This window comes from Salipiger bermudensis (assembly GCF_019801965.1).
Taxonomy (GTDB): Bacteria; Pseudomonadota; Alphaproteobacteria; order Rhodobacterales; family Rhodobacteraceae; genus Salipiger; species Salipiger bermudensis_A.
In genome coordinates this window covers 665411-682546 of sequence record NZ_JAHVIA010000001.1, presented here as the reverse complement: position 1 = coordinate 682546, position 17136 = coordinate 665411, and the positions used below count along the sequence as shown (strand labels likewise).

Here is a 17136-nt window from a genome sequence, read left to right as displayed (position 1 = left end):
CAGAGGCCGCGTTTGGTCAGGCGGGCTCAGGCTGCGCCGCCCATCGTTGCCGCGGTGGCCCAGGCCAGCACCATGTAGCGGCCGGTCTTGGCGATGGTGACGAGGGCGAGGAATACCGCCCAATGAGTCCGCATCACGCCGGCGATGACGGTGAAGGCATCGCCCAGCGGCGCCCAGCTCAGCAGAAGGGTCCAGACGCCCCAGCGCGCGTAAAGACGCTGCGCGCGGTCGAGCTGGGCCTCGCTGACCGGAAACCAGCGCCGGTGCCGGTAATGTTCGAGCCACAGGCCGAGCACGTAGTTGAACACCGCGCCGAGGACGTTCCCGACGCTGGCCACCAGCACGATCATTGCCAGGGGTGCCGCGTTCCCGAGCTGCATCCCAACAAAGACCACCTCCGACTGGAAGGGCAGGATCGTGGCTGCGCCGAACGCTGCCAGGAACAGGCCGCCAAGCGCGGCGGCTTCAGCCAGCATGATCGCGGGGCCTCTTCCCCGAAAGTCCCGCGTTCACGATCAGTTGCCGTTGCTGGCGACCTCGAAGTTGCGCTCCGCCTGCTGCTCGCGCGGCGGGCGGCCGATGACTTCGCGAAGCTCGTCGAGCTCGATGAAGTTGTCGGCCTGGCGGCGCAGTTCGTCGGCGATCATCGGAGGCTGGCTGCGAATGGTCGAAACCACCGAGACGCGCACGCCTTGGCGCTGCAGGCTTTCCACGAGCGGGCGGAAATCCCCGTCACCGGAGAACAGCACGATGTGGTCGACGCGCGGTGCAAGCTCCATGGCATCGACGGTGAGCTCGATGTCCATGTTGCCCTTGACCTTACGGCGGCCCTGGCTGTCGGTGTATTCCTTCGCCGGCTTGGTCACCATGGTGAAGCCGTTGTAGTGCAGCCAATCCACGAGCGGGCGGATCGGCGAGTACTCGTCGTTTTCCAGAAGGGCTGTGTAATAGAAGGCACGAACCATCTTGCCGCGGCGTACAAATTCCTGTCGAAGGAGCTTGTAGTCGATGTCAAAGCCGAGCGCTTTGGCGGCGGCATACAGGTTCGACCCGTCTATGAACAGCGCGAGCCGTTCGTCTTTGTAAAACATCAAATGTCCTTTCAGCAATAGAGCGCGCCTGGTCCGTGAGTGTGTGTGAGTGGGTTGGCGCACCCGAAGTACAAAGATTAAGGTATTCAATCAGCGGTTCAAGCCGCAAGACATACTCCCGAAGGATAGCGTAACGGTGGCAGTGGAACAAGAAAAGTTGATTGCACTCGGCGCGAACCTATCGTCCGCGATTGGTTCTCCAGCGGAAACGCTCCACGCTGCGATCAAGGAATTGTCCGCGGCGGGAGAGGTGGTCGCCCAGGTCAGCCGGTTCTACGCAACCCCTTGTTTTCCTGCGGGGGCAGGCCCCGACTATGTGAACGCCTGTCTGGTATCTTCGGGCGAGTTTTCGGCTGCCGATACGCTTGCGCTACTGCATAGAATCGAGCGGAAATTCGGCCGCGAGCGCCAGCAGAGATGGGGTAGCAGAAGTCTCGATTTGGACTTGATCGCGCACGGTCAGGTAGTATTGCCTGATGCTGCTTCTCAGAAAACGTGGCGCATGCTGCCTCTGGAGGAGCAGAAAACGCGGGCTCCGGAACAACTGATTCTCCCCCATCCGCGCATGCACGAGCGCGCTTTCGTGCTTGTTCCGCTCTGCGACGTGGCCCCCGACTGGCGCCATCCGTTGCTGGGCAAGACGGTGCGCGAACTCTGTGCCGCGCTGCCGCAGGCGGACCGTGACGAGGTAAGGCCCCTCTGAGCGATCCGCGCTTGTGTTTCGGGCAATGACAGGCTAGGGAGTCACTTTCTGACGGCAAACCCGAATAGGTGATACGCATATGGCCCGCGTAACGGTAGAAGATTGCGTCGACAAGGTCCCGAACCGGTTCGAGCTGGTGATGCTCGCCGCGCACCGTGCGCGCGAAGTCGCATCCGGCAGCCCGATCACGGTCGACCGCGACAACGACAAGAACCCGGTGGTCGCCCTCCGCGAGATCGCCGAGGAGACCCAGTCGGCTGACGAGCTGCGCGAGCGTCTGATCGAGAGCCACCAGACCCAGATCGAGGTCGACGAGCCCGAGGAAGACAGCATGGCGCTTCTCATGGGTGCCGAGCAGGACAAGCCGGTCGAGGACGATATGTCCGAAGAGAAGCTCCTGCGCGCGCTCATGGAGGCCCAGGGCGAGAGCTGAGGCTCTTGGATGCGGGCCAAGTGAAGGATAGGCGCCCATGATCGCGGCGGAAGACCTGGTTGCACTGGTCCGCAACTACAACCCGAAGACCAACGAAGAGCTGATCCGCGCGGCCTACGAGTTTGGCCGCGCGATGCATGACGGGCAGATGCGCCATTCCGGCGAGCCCTATTTCACGCATCCCGTCGCCGTTGCCGCGATCCTGACGGAGCAGCAGCTCGACGATGCGACCATCATCACCGCCCTGCTGCATGACACCATCGAGGACACCCGCGCCTCGTGGAAGGACATCGCCGATCGCTTCGGCGAGGACGTCGCCGATCTCGTCGACGGTGTCACCAAGCTGACCAACCTGCAGCTCTCCAGCTCCGAGACCAAGCAGGCCGAGAATTTCCGCAAGCTGTTCATGGCGATGTCCAAGGACCTGCGGGTGATCCTCGTCAAGCTCGCCGACCGCCTGCACAACATGCGAACCATCAAGGCGATGCGCCCGGAGAAGCAGATCCAGAAGGCGCGCGAGACGATGGACATCTACGCGCCTCTGGCGGGCCGGATGGGCATGCAGTGGATGCGCGAGGAGCTCGAGGATCTGGCCTTCCGGGTGCTCAACCCCGAGGGGCGCGCCTCGATCATCCGCCGCTTCATCACCCTGCAGAAAGAGGCCGGCGACGTGATCCACCGGATCACCGGCGACATGCGTCACGAGCTCGAGGAGGCCGGCATCGACGCCGAGGTCTTCGGTCGCGCCAAGAAGCCCTATTCGATCTGGCGCAAGATGCAGGAAAAGGGCATGGGCTTCTCGCGCCTGTCTGACATCTACGGCTTCCGCGTCATCACCCGCAACGACATGGACTGCTACGGCGCGCTGGGCGTGATCCACCAGCGCTGGCGCGCGGTGCCGGGCCGCTTCAAGGATTACGTCAGCCAGCCCAAGTCGAACGGCTACCGCTCGATCCACACCACCGTATCGGGCCGCGACGGCAAGCGCGTCGAGGTGCAGATCCGCACCCGGCAAATGCACGAGGTCGCCGAGACCGGCGTCGCCGCGCACTGGTCGTATCGCGATGGCCAGCGCGCCGAGAACCCGTTTGCCGTCGACCCGGCGCGCTGGATCGCATCGCTGACCGAGCAGTTCGACAGCGAGCAGGATCACGACGAGTTCCTCGAGGCGGTCAAGCTCGAGATGTACTCCGACAAGGTGTTCTGCTTCACCCCCAAGGGTGACGTGGTGAAGCTGCCGCGCGGGGCAACTCCGCTCGACTATGCCTATGCCATCCACACCCGCATCGGCTCGGCCTGCGTGGGTGCGAAGGTCGATGGCATCCGGGTGCCGCTCTGGACCCGGTTGAAGAACGGCCAGTCGGTCGAGATCATCACCGCCGAGGGCCAGACCCCGCAGGCGACCTGGCTCGACATCGCCACCACCGGCAAGGCCCGCACCGCGATCCGCCGCGCCCTGCGCGAGGCCGGGCGCGAGCGCTTCGTGCGGCTCGGCCACGAGCTCGCCCGCTCGGCCTTCGAGCATGTCGGCAAGAAGGCCACCGACAAGGTTCTGGAGAAGGCGGCGCAGACGCTGCGGCTCGAGGACAAGGATGAACTTCTGGCACGTCTCGGCAGCGCCGAGCTGACTTCGCGCGAGGTGGTGCACGCGGTCTATCCCGATCTCGGCCCCGCAGACGACGCGCAGGTCGATGCACATCGCGCGGTGATCGGGCTCGAGCCGGGCACCGGCTTCACCCGGGCGCGCTGCTGCCAGCCGCTGCCCGGCGAGCGCATCATCGGCATCACCCAGCGCGGCAAGGGCGTCTTCGTGCACGCCATCGATTGCGAATCCCTCGCCGCCTACGAGGACCAGCCCGATCGCTGGGTCGACCTGCGCTGGGAGGAGGGCACCCACCCGGCTGCCTACGACGTAAGCCTCGAGCTAACCATCGGCAACGATGCCGGGGTGCTGGGGCGGGTTTGCACCTTGATCGGCGAGCGGATGGCCAATATCTCGGATCTCGTCTTCGTGGACAGGAAGCCGGACTTCTTCCGCATCCGGATGGACGTGGAATTCCGCGACGCGGAACACCTCCACTCGGTGATCTCCGCCCTCGAAGCCGAAAGCGATGTCGCCTCCGTGCACCGCCGGCGAGATGCCTCGCTGACGGCGCTTCCGGCGGCGGCACAGTAAGGGGGCGCAGCCGGAAGCGGTTGCGGCCGAAGGGAATCGCGGCCCCGCGGGGCTGCGGAGGATTGGACAGGACGGGCCTTTGGTCTTCAAACGCCGTGACAGACGACCTGTCTGGAGGATACTGGTCGAGTTCTTCTGGCCGCGGGGCGGCTGGGGGCGCGCGGCGCGTTATATCCAGCACCGTCTGCACCGGCTGCCCGACCCGCCGGAAAAGATCGGCCGGGGCGTCTTCGCCGGGGTCTTCACCGCCTTCACACCCCTCTACGGCCTGCATTTCGTGCTCGCGGCGCTGATCGCAAAGTCGCTGCGCGGCAATATCCTCGCAGCGCTTCTGGCGACCTTCTTCGGCAATCCGCTGACCTATGTGCCCATCGCCTTCAGCTCGCTGCGCACCGGCTACTGGTTTCTCGGTATCGACCGGCACGAGCCCGACCACAAGTCGGTGCTCGACCGCTTCGCCTATGCCGGCGGCGATCTGTGGCACAATCTCGTGTCGTGGTTCACCGGCGAACCGACCAATTGGTCGGAGTTGATCCTGTTCTACGACAAGGTGTTCTATCCCTACCTGATCGGCTGCATCCTGCCCGGGATCACCTGTGGGCTGGTGTGCTACTACCTGACGGTGCCGGTGATCCGCGCTTATCAGAGCCGGCGCCGCGGTGCGCTCAAGTCGAAGCTCGCGGCACTCAAGAGCAAGCAGACGCGGGCCGGTGGCGGCAACTCCAAGGAGTGAGCACGGCGGGCCGCGCGAGGGCAAGGGGAGGCCGGCCGCAATGAAACTGTTGCTTATGGTGGCGCTCACGATGACCGCCTTCGCGGCCAATTCCGTGCTCAACCGTGCAGCGCTCGCTTCGGGCGGCATCGATGCCACGAGTTTCGGGACGCTGCGCCTGCTCTCCGGCGCGATCGTTCTGGCCGCGCTGGTGCTGCTGCGGCAGGGCCGGCTGAGCCTCGGCGGTCCGGGGCGCGTCGCAGGCGTTGCCGGGCTGTTCCTCTACATCTACGGCTTCTCGGCGGCCTATCTCGGCCTGCCCGCCGGGCTTGGGGCGCTGCTGCTCTTCGGCATGGTGCAGGTGACGATGTTCGGCGGCAGCGTGGCGGGCGGCGAGCGCGTGCCCGCGCGGCGCTGGTGCGGCGCCGGGCTGGCCTTCGGCGGTCTGGTCTGGCTGCTCTGGCCGGGGGGCGGCACAGCCCCGAGCCTGCCGCACGCTCTGGCCATGCTGCTCGCCGGTTTCGGCTGGGGAATCTACTCGCTTGCCGGCCGCAAGGCAGAGCAGCCGCTGGTCTCGACCGCCGCCAACTTCCTGCTCGCCGCCGGGCTTGGGCTTGTTTTTCTGCTGGGCTTGATGCTCTCCGGCTCACTGGGGCCGTGGAGCCCCGGCGCGGTGGTGCTTGCGGTCGTCTCGGGCGCGGTGACCTCGGGGCTGGGCTACGCGCTCTGGTACGCGGTACTGCCGCGCCTGCCGGGCTCGGTCGCCGCGGTGGCACAGCTCACCGTTCCGGTGATCGCGATGGCGGGCGGGATGGTGTTTCTCGGCGAGGCGCTCACCGCCCGGTTCGCGCTCGCGGCCCTCATGGTGCTGGGCGGCGTGACCGTCTCGGTGGTGCCGCTGCGGAGGGGGTGAGACGCGCACCGGACATGCCACGCGCGGCAACGGCGCGTCACCTGCCGCCGCGCAGTGTCAGCTCGCCCTCTGCGCTGTCGGTCTCTTGACGCGCTCGGGCCCGTGACGCGGTCTCCGGAGGTCGCCGGAAGAGCAGACGATACGCGGCGGCGCTCGCGGCGGGCGCCAGCCGCGTGAAAGGTCACTCGGTCCAGCGCACCCCGGTCAGGTCGGTCGCCTGCGTCGGCTGGTTCTGCCACAGCCCCTCGAGCCGCGCATCGGCGACCGTCGGGAAGGCGAGTTGGAACAGGTAGCCGTTGACGTGATCCTCGGCGATCATCGTCTGCGCCTGCTTGATCAGCTCCGAGCGCGCCGCCGGGTCGGTGGTGCCGGTGAGCGTGGTCATCAGCTCCTGGAAGGCGGCGTTGTCATACTGGAAGTAATAGTCGGGCCGGGCATAGATGCCGATGTCGAAGGGCTCGGTATGCGACACGATGGTGAGCCCGAAATCCTTGCCGCGGAACACCTCCTCGAGCCACTGCGCCCATTCGAGATTGGTGATCTGCGTCTCGATCCCGACCTCGCGCAGCTGCGCCGCGATGATCTCGCCGCCGCGCCGGGCGTAGGAGGGTGGCGGCAGCTTCAGCGTGGTGGTGAAGCCGTCCGGATAGCCCGCATCCGCCAGCAGCGTCCTGGCAAGCTCCGGATCGTAGGAGGACAGATCGGTCAGGTCGACGTAATCGGGATTGTGCGGCGCGAAATGGGTGCCGATGGGCGTGCCATAGCCAAACATGGCGCCGTCGATGATCGCCTGCCGGTCGATGGCATGGGCCACGGCCTCGCGTACCTTCGGGTCGGCGAAATGATCGTCGCCGTTGTTCATCGCGAGGATGGTCTCGCCCTCGGTCGAGCCCACCAGCACCTGAAAGCGCGGATCGGCCTCGAACATGGCGAGGTTCTCGGGCGCCGGAAAACCCGCGAAAGCGTCGATATCCTGCGCCATCATTGCCGCGAACGCCGCCGTCGGGTCGGAGATGAAGCGGAAGGTCACCGCCTCGAGCGCCGGCGCCTCGCCCCAGTATTCGGCGTTGCGGCTCATCTCGATGCGGTCGCCGGTGACCCAGCGCTGGAAGGTGAAGGGCCCGGTGCCGACCGGTGTCTGCTGGATGCCTTCGATGCTCTCGGGGGCCACGATCACCGCGTCTCCCCAGGCCATGTTGAAGAGGAAATTGCCATCGGGCTCGGAGAGCGTGACCTCGACGGTCAGCGGGTCGACGACCGTGACCTCGGCGATGCCCTCGAAGAGCGCCTTCTGGGCGTTGAGGCTGTCTTCGCCGCGGGCGCGGTCGAGGCTGAACTTGACGTCTTCCGCGTCCATTGCGCTGCCGTCATGGAAGGTGACGCCGTCGCGCAGGTGGAAGGTGTAGGTGAGCCCGTCGTCGGAGATGTCCCAGCGCTCGGCCAGGCCCGGCACGATCTCTCCGGTCTCGGTGAACCTCGTCAGCCCCTCGAAGACATTGGCATAGAGCACGCTGTCGATCGCGCCGGCGGCGGCCGAGGTCGGGTCGAGATGCGGCGGCTCGAGCTGCAGCGCGATGGTCAGGTCGGTCTGCTGGGCGCTCAGCACCTGCGCCGAAAGCAGCAGAGCGGCGGCGGCCGGGGCGAGGTAAGAGAAGGGGCGGGACATCAGGGCACTCCGTTGCGGGGGCAATGCCGCGAAGTGTGCCCGATTTCCGCGGCGGCGCAAGCACATGCGCACTGGAATATGAGGGGGCAGGCTGCTAGACGACGCCAGCCTTGTTGACGAGGAGGAGACGCCAATGAGCGCAACGGCGCGAAAGTCGGCCCCGCTGCCGGACGATATCCGGGCCCGCAAGGGCGGGGTGCCGCTGGTCAGCCTGACCGCCTACACCACCCCGATGGCCAAGATGATGGACGCGCATTGCGATTTCGTCCTCGTCGGTGACAGCGTCGGCATGGTGCTGCACGGGCTGGAGAGCACGCTTGGCGTGACCATGGAGATGATGATCTTGCACGCGCAGGCGGTGAAGCGCGGCCTCAGCCGGGCGATGATGGTCGTCGACATGCCCTTCGGTTCCTACGAGGAAGGCCCGCAGCAGGCGTTTCGCAACGCCGCCCGCCTGATGGCCGAGACCGGCGCCGGCGCCGTGAAGCTCGAGGGCGGCGAGAGCATGGCAGAGACCATCGCTTTCCTGACTGCGCGCGGCATCCCGGTGATGGCGCATGTCGGTCTCACGCCGCAATCCATCAACACGCTGGGCGGCTACAAGGTGCAGGGGCGCGGCAGCGCCGGCGAGCAGCTCATGGCCGATGCCCGCGCCGTGGCCGGGGCAGGGGCCTTTGCCGTGGTGCTCGAGAAGGTGCCGCAGGGGCTTGCCGACCGGGTCACCGCAGAGCTTACGATCCCCACCATTGGCATCGGCGCCTCGGCGGGCTGCGACGGGCAGATCCTCGTGGTCGACGACATGCTGGGGCTGTTCACCGCCTTCAAACCGAAATTCGTCAAGCGCTACGCAGCGCTCGGCGAGGAGGCAGAGGCCGCCATCGCCGCCTATGCCGAGGAGGTGCGGAGCCGCGCCTTCCCCGCCACCGAACACGTCTTTGCCGATACCGCCCCGGGAGCGAAACCATGACCGAGATGCTGCGCACCAAGGCCGAGCTGCGTGACCGCCTCGCAGGCTGGAAACGCGCCGGCGAGAGCGTTGGCGTGGTGCCGACCATGGGCGCTCTCCATGCCGGGCACCTGAGCCTCGTCGAGGCCGCCAAGGCCGGTTGCGACCGGGTGATCGTGACGATCTTCGTGAACCCCAAGCAGTTCAACAGCGCCTCCGATCTCGAGAACTACCCGCGCACCGAACATGCCGATGCTGAGAAGCTCGCGCCCTACGCGGTCGACGTGATCTACGTGCCGGGGCCCGAGCAGATCTATCCCGACGGCTTCGCCACCTCGGTGGCGGTCGAAGGCCTGACCGAGGGGCTCTGCGGCGCCTTCCGCCCCGGCCATTTCGACGGTGTGACGACGGTGGTCTCGAAGCTTTTCCTGCAGACCGGCGCGGATCGGGCCTATTTTGGCGAGAAGGACTACCAGCAGCTGCAGGTGGTGCGCCGCATGGCCCGGGATCTCGACATTCCGGTCGAGGTGATCGGCTGCGAGACGGTGCGCGAGCCCGACGGTCTGGCGCTGTCATCGCGCAACGTGCTGCTGCCCGAGGCGACCCGCGCCGCGGCACCGGCGCTCAACCGCGCGATGGTGGCGATGGCCGAGGGGCTGCGCGGTGGCGGCTCGGTGGAGGCACTGCGCGGGCAGGCCGAAGCGGCGATCCTCGCGGGCGGGTTCGAGCGGGTCGAGTATCTCGAGCTGCGCGCCGCCGACGGGCTCGCGCCGATGGCCACGCTCGACCGCCCGGCGCGGCTTCTGGCTGCCGCCTGGCTGGGCGGGGTGCGCCTGATCGACAATATCGCGGTGGGCTGAGGCGGCGGGCTCTAGAGCAGCCGCTCGGCGATCTCGCCCGAGAGCCACGCCACGCGCCCGCCCGCCAGCGTCATGACGATGCGGCGGGTGGCGCGGTCCATCACCACCAGATCGGCGCGCAGGCCGGGCTCCAGCCGGCCGCGATCCTCCAGCCCCAAGAGCCGCGCCGGCCCCTCCGAGACCATCCGCCACGCCTGCGCCTCGTTCAGCAGGCCAAGCTCGACGCAGCGCCATGCGGCGCGCGCCGGGGCGGGGTAGTGATAATCCGAGGCCAGCGCATCGCAGAGCCCGAGCCCGATCAGCTCGCTCGCCGCCACGTTGCCCGCATGGCTCGCCCCGCGCACCACGTTGGGCGCGCCCAGCACCACCGCATCACCGCCCTCGCGCGCCGCTTGCGCCGCCTCCACCGTCTCGGGAAACTCCGACACCCGCACGCCCCGCGCCCGCCAGATCGCACGCCCCTCGGCGCTGCGGTCGTCATGGCTGCCCATCCGGCAGCCGCGCGCCGCCAGCCGCGCGCAGAGCCCGTCGAGTGCTTGCGGCACCTCGTCGCTGCGGGCGTGCAGCGCCTGCATCAGCGCGAGATGGGTCTCGGGCGAGCGGCCCGATTTCAGCGCCTGTCCGGTGAGCCGCGGCGGCTTGCGCCCCTCGGCAAGCCGCGCGTGCGGCAGATGATCGTTGAACACCACGTAGCCGATGCCCCAGCGCGCGATGGCCTCCTCGGCGCGGGCGAAGGCGTCGAGGTAGTGGGTCTCGAGCCGCAGCTGCAGCCGCAGGTCCACCGGCACCGTTGGCGCCACCTCGGCCACCGAGGCAAACACCTCCTCGGCAAATTCCGGCCCGCGCATGCCGCCTTCCCACGACCAGAACTGCGCCAGCATCGCCGTGGTGATGCCGTTCGCCGCAAGCTCGGCGGCACAGGCCACCATGCCCGCATCGCGCTCGCGCAGCGCCCCGCGCCGTGGCGCCATGTGGCGTTCGAACCCGTCGCCATGGGCATCGACGATGCCCGGCAGGATGTCATAGCCGCCCAGATCCACCCGCCGCCCCGTGGGTGCATCGGCGATCACGTCCCCGCTCACCGAAAGCGGCGCGTCGTCCCAGCCACCCGGGCGCATCACGCGGGCATTCTCGAAGCAGAGTTCGATCATCTTGAGGCCCCCTTGGCAGAGCTGAGTGGCGGGACGGAGACGCGGATCATGCGCGTGGGAATACGGCCTTCCACCGCCGCGCGAAAGGTGCAAATCTCCGCCCCATGTCGACCTCGCCCCGCCTCGCCACCCGCGCCATCATCCTGCACGAGAACCGCCTGCTGCTGGTCAATGCCTGGCCGGGTCAGAAGAGCGATCTCTGGTGCGCCCCCGGCGGCGGCGTCGAGAAGGGCGCCTCGCTGCCCGACAACCTCGCCCGCGAGGTGCACGAGGAGACCGGCCTGACCGTGCGCGTGGGCCTGCCCTGCCTGGTCAACGAATACCACGCCCCCGAGACCGGCTTTCACCAGGTCGAGCTGTTCTTCCGTTGCGAGATCACCGACGGCGCCCTTTCCGACGATTGGCGCGACCCGGAGGGCGTCGTGCACACCCGCCGCTTCGTCACCCGCGACGAGATGAAAGGGCTGCGCTACAAGCCCGACAGCCTGCCGAAGGTGGCCTGGGAAACCGGCCCCGGCTACGATCCGCTGGAGCTTCTGGCCTCATGAGCGGCGCGGCGCTTCCCGCCTTGGCCCGGTAGGCGTGCGATGCTGGCCTATGCCCTGAAACGCTTGGTCATCCTCGCGCTGAGCCTCGCCGTGGCCTCGCTGGTGATCTTCGTGGTGGTCGAGGTCGCGCCCGGCGACCCCGCGAGCTTCATGCTGGGCATCAACGCCCGCCCCGACACCATCGCCGCGCTGCGCGCCGAGCTCGGGCTCGATCTGCCGGTGCATGAGCGCTACCTCGCCTGGGTCACGGGCATGGTGCAGGGCGATTTCGGCACCTCCTACACCTACCGCGCGCCGGTGGCGCAAATGGTGGCCGAGCGGGTGCAGGTCTCGCTGCCGCTGGCGCTCTACGCGCTGCTGCTGTCCACCCTCATCGCCTTCCCGGCGGGCATCTTCGCCGCCGCCCGCCGCGGCAAACCCGGCGACGTGGCGGTGATGGGGGCGACGCAGCTCGGCGTCGCGGTGCCGAATTTCTGGTTCGCCATGCTCCTGGTGCTGCTCTTCGCGCTGAAGCTGCGCTGGTTCAGCGCCGGCGGTTTCCCGGGCTGGGACGATCCGCTGCAGGGGCTGAAGGCCCTGACCCTGCCGGCGGTGGCGCTGGCGCTGCCGCAGGCGGCGATCCTCGCCCGCGTCATGCGCTCGGCGCTGATCGATATCCTGCACGAGGATTTCATCCGCACCGCCCGCGCCAAGGGGCTCTCGCGCCGGCAGGCGCTGTGGCGCCACGGGGTGCGCAACGCGCTGATCCCGGTGCTGACCATCATCGGCCTGCAATTCTCTTTCCTGCTCGCCGGCGCAATCATCATCGAGCAGGTGTTCTTCCTGCCCGGCCTCGGGCGGCTGATCTTTCAGGCTATCACCCAGCGCGACCTGATCGTGGTCGAGTCGGTGGTGATGCTGCTGGTCTTCGCGGTGATCGTGGTGACCTTCCTCACCGATCTCGCCTATGCGGCGGTCGACCCGCGCCTGAGGGGGCGCCGATGAGCCGCAATTTGATCCTCGGTACCCTTCTGACCGCGCTCTTCCTCGGCGCGGCACTGCTTTCCTTCCTCTGGACGCCCTATCCGACCGATACGGTGGCCATCACCGAGCGGCTGCAGCCGCCCTCGGCGGCGCATTGGCTGGGCACCGATCATTTCGGCCGCGACATGCTGAGCCTGATCATGGTCGGCGCCCGCACCTCGATCGCCGTGGCGCTGGTGGCGGTGGGCATCGGGCTGGGGCTCGGCGTGCCACTGGGCTTGGCCGCGGCGGCGCGTTCCGGCGGCTGGCTCGACGAGGCGATCATGCGGATGAACGACCTGATCTTCGCCTTCCCGAGCCTCGTCATCGCGATCCTGATCACCGCCATCCTCGGCCCGGGCGCGCTCAACGCCATCATCGCCATCGGCATCTTCAACATCCCGGTCTTCGCCCGCCTGTCGCGCGGCGCGGCGCTCAGCCTCTGGCGCCGCGAGTTCATCCTCGCCGCGCGCACCGCCGGAAAGTCCGCGCCCCGCATCAGTGCCGAACACATCCTGCCCAACATCGCCAACCTGCTGATCGTGCAGGGCACCATCCAGTTCTCCCTGGGCATCCTCGCCGAAGCCGGCCTCTCCTATGTCGGCCTCGGCGCTCAGCCCCCGATCCCCTCCTGGGGGCGCATGCTGGCCGACGCCCAGACCATGGTGGCCCTCGCCCCGCACGTGGCGATCCTGCCGGGCCTCGCGATCGTCCTGACCGTGCTCGGCCTTAACCTGCTGGGCGACGGCCTCCGCGACCGGCTCGATCCGAGGCTGGGGGTAGTGCGCACATGATCCCTTCTCTGGTTTCCAAATACCTCGGGGAGCGCGAGGGGCAGCGCCCCTCGCACCTGTCGGATCGGACGCAGTCCGATTCGAAACCCTTGCTCGAGATCGACGCCCTCTCGCTCGCAATCCACGACAAACCCATCCTAAAAAACCTCACCCTCACCATCGCCCCGGGCGAGATCGTCGCGCTGACCGGCGAGTCGGGCTCGGGCAAGTCGATGACCGCGCTCGCCGCCATGGGGCTCTTGCCGCAGGGCGCGGAAATCACCGGCGCCCTGCGCCTCGACGGCACCGATCTCTGCGCGCTCTCCGAGCGCCGGCTCTGCGCCCTCCGTGGCCGCGAGATCGGCATGATCTTCCAGGAGCCGATGACCGCGCTCAACCCGGTGCAGCGCATCGGCGCGCAGGTGGCCGAGACCATCCTCGTGCACAAGGCCATGCCCCGCGGCGTGGCAAACGCCCGCGCCGCCGAGATGCTCGCCCGCGTCGGCCTGCCGCCCGAGCGGGTGCCGCCCACCCGCTACCCGCACGAGCTCTCCGGCGGCCAGCGCCAGCGCGTGGTGATCGCCATGGCCATCGCCCTGCGCCCGAAGCTCCTGATCGCCGACGAGCCCACCACCGCGCTCGACGTCACCACCCAGGCGCAGATTCTCGACCTGCTGCGCGATCTGGTGCGCGAGGAGGGCATGGGCCTGATGATGATCACCCACGATCTCGCCGTGGTCTCGGAGATGGCCGACCGCATCGCGGTGATGAAATCCGGAGAGATCGTCGAGCAGGGCGAGACAAGGCGCCTCTTCGCCGAGATGCGCCATCCCTATACCCGCCAGCTCTTCGAGGCCTCGCGCCACCGCGCCGACCTGCCCGAGCCGCGGCCCGACGGGCCGCTGCTGCGGGTCGCAGAGGTCACCCGCCACTATCCCGGCCCCCGCGACGGGCTCTTCCGCCCTGGCCAGCCGCACATCGCGGTCAATGGCGTCAGCCTCGAGGTCGCCCGCGGCGAGCGCGTCGGGCTGGTGGGCGAATCGGGTTGTGGCAAGTCCACACTGGCCCGCGCCATCCTCGGGCTCGAGCCGGTGCAGGCGGGCGAGATTACGCTGGGCGGCGCGCCGGTCTATCGCCACGGCAAGCCGGACCGCGCCGTGCGCCGCCGGGTGCAGGTGGTGTTCCAGGACCCCTACGGCTCGTTCAACCCGCGCCACAGGGTCGGGCGGCTGATCGCCGAGCCCTTCCACCTGCTCGACGACCCGCCGCGCGGCCCCGCGCGCGACGCTGCCATCGCGCAGGCGCTCAGCGATGTGGGCCTCAAACCCGAGCACGCCGGGCAGCATATCCACGCCTTCTCCGGCGGCCAGCGCCAGCGCATCGCCATCGCCCGCGCCCTGATCATCCGCCCCGAGCTGGTGATCTTCGACGAGGCGGTCTCGGCGCTCGACGTGCGCGTCCGGGCGCAGATCCTCGACCTGATCGCGGATCTCTCGCGGCAATACGGGCTCACCTACCTGTTCATCTCGCACGACCTCAGCGTGGTCCGCGGCATCACCGACCGGGTGCTGGTCATGCGCGGCGGAGAGATCGTCGAGGCCGGGGAGACCGAGACGGTATTTGACAACCCCGCTCACTGGTATACCAAATCCCTGCTGGCTGCCGCACCATCCCTGCCGCGGCCACCGGGAGGAGGACCAGAGGATGACCCAGAGCCTGACGCGTGACGACGCGCGCTTGCCCCTAGTAGACGACAGCGCCCAGATGCTGATCGGCGGCGAATGGCGCGCCTGCGCCACGACGCTTCCCATCGTGAACCCGTCGACCGGAGAGGAGATCGGCCGCATCGCCCGCGGCACCGCGGCGGATATCGACGCCGCGGTCGACGCGGCGGAGGCGGCGCTCGAGGGCGACTGGGGCCGGATGACGGCGCTCGACCGCGGCCGCATCCTGACCCGGCTGTCGGCGCTGGTGCTGGAGCATGTCGAGGAGCTTGCCGAGCTCGAGGCGATGGACGTGGGAAAGCCGCTGACCCAGGCCCGCGCCGACGCGGTGGCGCTGGCGCGCTACTGCGAGTTCTACGGCGGCGCCGCCGACAAGGTTCACGGCACCACCATCCCCTATCTCGACGGCTACACCGTCTACACCCTGCGCGAGCCGCACGGGGTCACCGGCCATATCGTGCCGTGGAACTACCCGATGCAGATCATCGGGCGCTCGGTCGGCGCGGCGCTGACCATGGGCAATGCCTGCGTGCTGAAGCCGGCGGAAGATGCCTGCCTGACGGCGCTGGCCTTCGCCCGGCTGGCGCAGCAGGCAGGGCTGCCGGCGGGCGCGCTGAACGTGGTGCCGGGGCTCGGCGCCGAGGCCGGCGCGGCGCTCTCGGCCCATCCCGGCATCCACCACGTGAGCTTCACCGGCTCGGTGGGCACCGGGGCGGCGGTGCAGCAGGCGGCGGGGGCCAACGTGGTGCCGGTGACGCTCGAGCTTGGCGGCAAGTCACCGCAGCTCGTCTTCGCCGATGCCGATCTCGACGCCGCGCTGCCCTTCCTCGTCAATGCCGGGCTGCAGAATGCCGGGCAGACCTGCTCGGCCTCGTCGCGCATTCTCGTCGAGCGCCCGGTCTATGACGAGGTCAGCCGCCGCATGGCCGAGGCCTATGCCGCCAAGGTCGTGGGGCCGGCGATGGCCGATCACGATGTCGGCCCGCTGATCAACGCGACCCAGAAGACGCGGGTCGAGGGCTTTCTCGAGAAGGGCGCCGACCTGCCACTGCTCGCCCGCGCCCGGCTCGCCGACGACCTGCCGGAGGGCGGCAATTACGTCCGTCCGGCGCTGTTCGGCCCGGTGCCGGCGGATCACGTTCTGGCGCAGGACGAGGTCTTCGGCCCGGTGCAGGTCATCGTGCCCTTCGACAGCGAGGAAGAGGCGGTGCGGATCGCCAACGGCACCGATTACGGCCTCGTGGCCAGCGTCTGGACCCGCGACGGCGCACGCCAGATGCGGCTCGCGAAGAAACTGCGCGCCGGGCAGGTGTTTCTCAACAATTACGGCGCCGGGGGCGGGGTGGAGCTGCCCTTCGGCGGCGTCGGCAAGTCGGGCCACGGGCGCGAGAAGGGCTTCGAGGCGCTCTACGGCTTCTCGGTGCTCAAGACCGTCGCCGCGCATCACGGTTGAACAACGTAAAGAGGGAGGAGACAGGATATGAGACTTGAGGGCAAACGCGCCATCGTGACCGGCGGAGGATCGGGCTTTGGCGAAGGCATCGCCAGGCGCTTCGCCGCCGAAGGGGCGCAGGTGATGGTGGCGGACATCAATGCCGAGGGCGCCGAGCGCGTCGCCGCATCCTGCGGCGGCATCGCCTGCCGGGTCGACGTCGCGGATGGCGACAGCGTGGCCGAGATGGTCGCCCGCGCGGTGGCCGAGATGGGCCGGGTCGACATCCTCGTGAACAACGCCGGGATCACCCACCTGCCGGCGCCGATGGAAGATGTCTCGGAGGCGGATTTCGACCGCGTCTTCGCGGTCAACTGCAAGTCGGTCTACCTTACGGCGCGGGCGCTGGTCGGGCACATGAAGGAGCTCGGCGCCGGGGCGATCCTCAACGTTGCCTCGACGGCGGGCGTCTCGCCGCGGCCGCGGCTCAACTGGTACAACGCCTCGAAAGGCTGGATGAACACCGCCACCAAGGCGATGGCGATCGAGCTGGCGCCTTCGGGGGTGCGGGTCAACGCGCTGAACCCGGTGGCGGGCGACACGCCGCTGCTGACGAGCTTCATGGGGGAGGACACGCCCGAGATGCGGGCGAAGTTTCTCTCGACGATTCCCATCGGGCGGTTCTCGACGCCTGAGGACCTGGCCAATGCGGCGCTGTTCCTGTGCTCCGACGAGGCTTCGATGGTGACCGGAGTCTGCATGGAGGTCGATGGCGGGCGCTGCATCTAGCGGCTGGGCCGTCGCGTTTGCGGGTAGGGTGGGGGCGCTACCCACTTCCGCGCTTGCGCGGACTCTCGCGGAGTATTTGCGACGTAGAGAAGGTGGTGGAGAGGAGAGCGTGGTGTCGCGGGCGCTGGACCTTCCGGGGCGTGCGCCGTGTGAGGCGTTGCTTTCCTGGGGGCGCTGCCCCCGTCCGCGCAGGCGCGGACTCCCCCGAGGTATTTTT

The 17136-nt window shown here is 68.4% G+C and carries 17 protein-coding genes; 13 read left to right on the top strand and 4 right to left on the bottom strand.

What is annotated here, in order from left to right:
* Nucleotides 1–26 precede the first annotated feature (26 nt).
* Nucleotides 27–476 carry a YqaA family protein gene (locus KUV62_RS03280; protein WP_222602235.1) on the bottom strand — a complete coding sequence of 150 codons (450 nt, stop codon included), beginning with the start codon at nt 474–476 and terminating at the stop codon, nt 27–29.
* Nucleotides 477–515: 39 nt separating this feature from the next.
* Complete coding sequence (locus tag KUV62_RS03275) at nt 516–1091, bottom strand: NYN domain-containing protein (RefSeq protein ID WP_008886053.1); 576 nt, start codon at nt 1089–1091, stop codon at nt 516–518.
* Between the two features lie 136 nt (nt 1092–1227).
* On the opposite strand from KUV62_RS03275, the gene folK reads away from it, so the two are divergent.
* The 5 genes from folK (at nt 1228) to KUV62_RS03250 (ending at nt 6028) form a co-directional block, all read left to right on the top strand.
* Entirely contained in the window at nt 1228–1794 is a 567-nt protein-coding gene (gene folK / locus KUV62_RS03270) for a 2-amino-4-hydroxy-6-hydroxymethyldihydropteridine diphosphokinase (RefSeq protein ID WP_222602234.1), read from the top strand.
* Between the two features lie 79 nt (nt 1795–1873).
* Entirely contained in the window at nt 1874–2227 is a 354-nt protein-coding gene (gene rpoZ, locus KUV62_RS03265) for a DNA-directed RNA polymerase subunit omega (RefSeq protein ID WP_222602233.1), read from the top strand.
* A 37-nt stretch (nt 2228–2264) separates the two neighbouring features.
* Nucleotides 2265–4403, top strand: coding sequence for a RelA/SpoT family protein (locus KUV62_RS03260; RefSeq protein ID WP_222602232.1), 2139 nt, complete (start codon nt 2265–2267; stop codon nt 4401–4403).
* A 79-nt stretch (nt 4404–4482) separates the two neighbouring features.
* Complete coding sequence (locus KUV62_RS03255) at nt 4483–5136, top strand: DUF2062 domain-containing protein (protein ID WP_222602231.1); 654 nt, start codon at nt 4483–4485, stop codon at nt 5134–5136.
* A gap of 40 nt (nt 5137–5176) precedes the next feature.
* Nucleotides 5177–6028 (top strand): DMT family transporter, encoded by an 852-nt coding sequence (locus tag KUV62_RS03250; RefSeq protein WP_222602230.1) that lies wholly within the window; start codon nt 5177–5179, stop codon nt 6026–6028.
* A gap of 181 nt (nt 6029–6209) precedes the next feature.
* Here the strand turns inward: KUV62_RS03250 and KUV62_RS03245 are convergent, their stop codons facing one another.
* Entirely contained in the window at nt 6210–7694 is a 1485-nt protein-coding gene (locus KUV62_RS03245; RefSeq protein ID WP_222602229.1) for an ABC transporter substrate-binding protein, read from the bottom strand.
* 133 nt (nt 7695–7827) lie between these two features.
* Here KUV62_RS03245 and panB point away from each other — a divergent pair, with 133 nt between their 5' ends.
* Nucleotides 7828–8661, top strand: coding sequence for a 3-methyl-2-oxobutanoate hydroxymethyltransferase (panB, locus tag KUV62_RS03240; protein ID WP_222602228.1), 834 nt, complete (start codon nt 7828–7830; stop codon nt 8659–8661).
* Nucleotides 8658–9500: a pantoate--beta-alanine ligase gene (panC, locus tag KUV62_RS03235; RefSeq protein WP_222602227.1), complete on the top strand. Its 843-nt coding sequence runs from the start codon at nt 8658–8660 to the stop codon at nt 9498–9500. The genes panB and panC overlap by 4 nt, the downstream gene beginning before the upstream one ends.
* Before the next feature lie 11 nt (nt 9501–9511).
* Here the strand turns inward: panC and KUV62_RS03230 are convergent, their stop codons facing one another.
* Nucleotides 9512–10651, bottom strand: coding sequence for an alpha-D-ribose 1-methylphosphonate 5-triphosphate diphosphatase (locus tag KUV62_RS03230; RefSeq protein ID WP_222602226.1), 1140 nt, complete (start codon nt 10649–10651; stop codon nt 9512–9514).
* A gap of 104 nt (nt 10652–10755) precedes the next feature.
* Here KUV62_RS03230 and KUV62_RS03225 point away from each other — a divergent pair, with 104 nt between their 5' ends.
* Genes KUV62_RS03225 through KUV62_RS03200 form a run of 6 tightly spaced genes read left to right on the top strand, consistent with a single transcriptional unit; the run spans nt 10756 to nt 16919 of the window.
* Nucleotides 10756–11199 (top strand): NUDIX domain-containing protein, encoded by a 444-nt coding sequence (locus KUV62_RS03225; RefSeq protein WP_222602225.1) that lies wholly within the window; start codon nt 10756–10758, stop codon nt 11197–11199.
* A gap of 39 nt (nt 11200–11238) precedes the next feature.
* Nucleotides 11239–12183: an ABC transporter permease gene (locus KUV62_RS03220; RefSeq protein WP_222602224.1), complete on the top strand. Its 945-nt coding sequence runs from the start codon at nt 11239–11241 to the stop codon at nt 12181–12183.
* Nucleotides 12180–12995: an ABC transporter permease gene (locus tag KUV62_RS03215; protein ID WP_222602223.1), complete on the top strand. Its 816-nt coding sequence runs from the start codon at nt 12180–12182 to the stop codon at nt 12993–12995. The genes KUV62_RS03220 and KUV62_RS03215 overlap by 4 nt, the downstream gene beginning before the upstream one ends.
* Nucleotides 12992–14701: an ABC transporter ATP-binding protein gene (locus tag KUV62_RS03210; RefSeq protein WP_261395243.1), complete on the top strand. Its 1710-nt coding sequence runs from the start codon at nt 12992–12994 to the stop codon at nt 14699–14701. The genes KUV62_RS03215 and KUV62_RS03210 overlap by 4 nt, the downstream gene beginning before the upstream one ends.
* Nucleotides 14679–16151 (top strand): aldehyde dehydrogenase family protein, encoded by a 1473-nt coding sequence (locus KUV62_RS03205; protein ID WP_410000828.1) that lies wholly within the window; start codon nt 14679–14681, stop codon nt 16149–16151. The genes KUV62_RS03210 and KUV62_RS03205 overlap by 23 nt, the downstream gene beginning before the upstream one ends.
* Nucleotides 16152–16178: 27 nt before the next feature.
* Nucleotides 16179–16919, top strand: coding sequence for an SDR family oxidoreductase (locus tag KUV62_RS03200; RefSeq protein WP_222602222.1), 741 nt, complete (start codon nt 16179–16181; stop codon nt 16917–16919).
* The last annotated feature ends 217 nt before the right edge of the window (nt 16920–17136 follow it).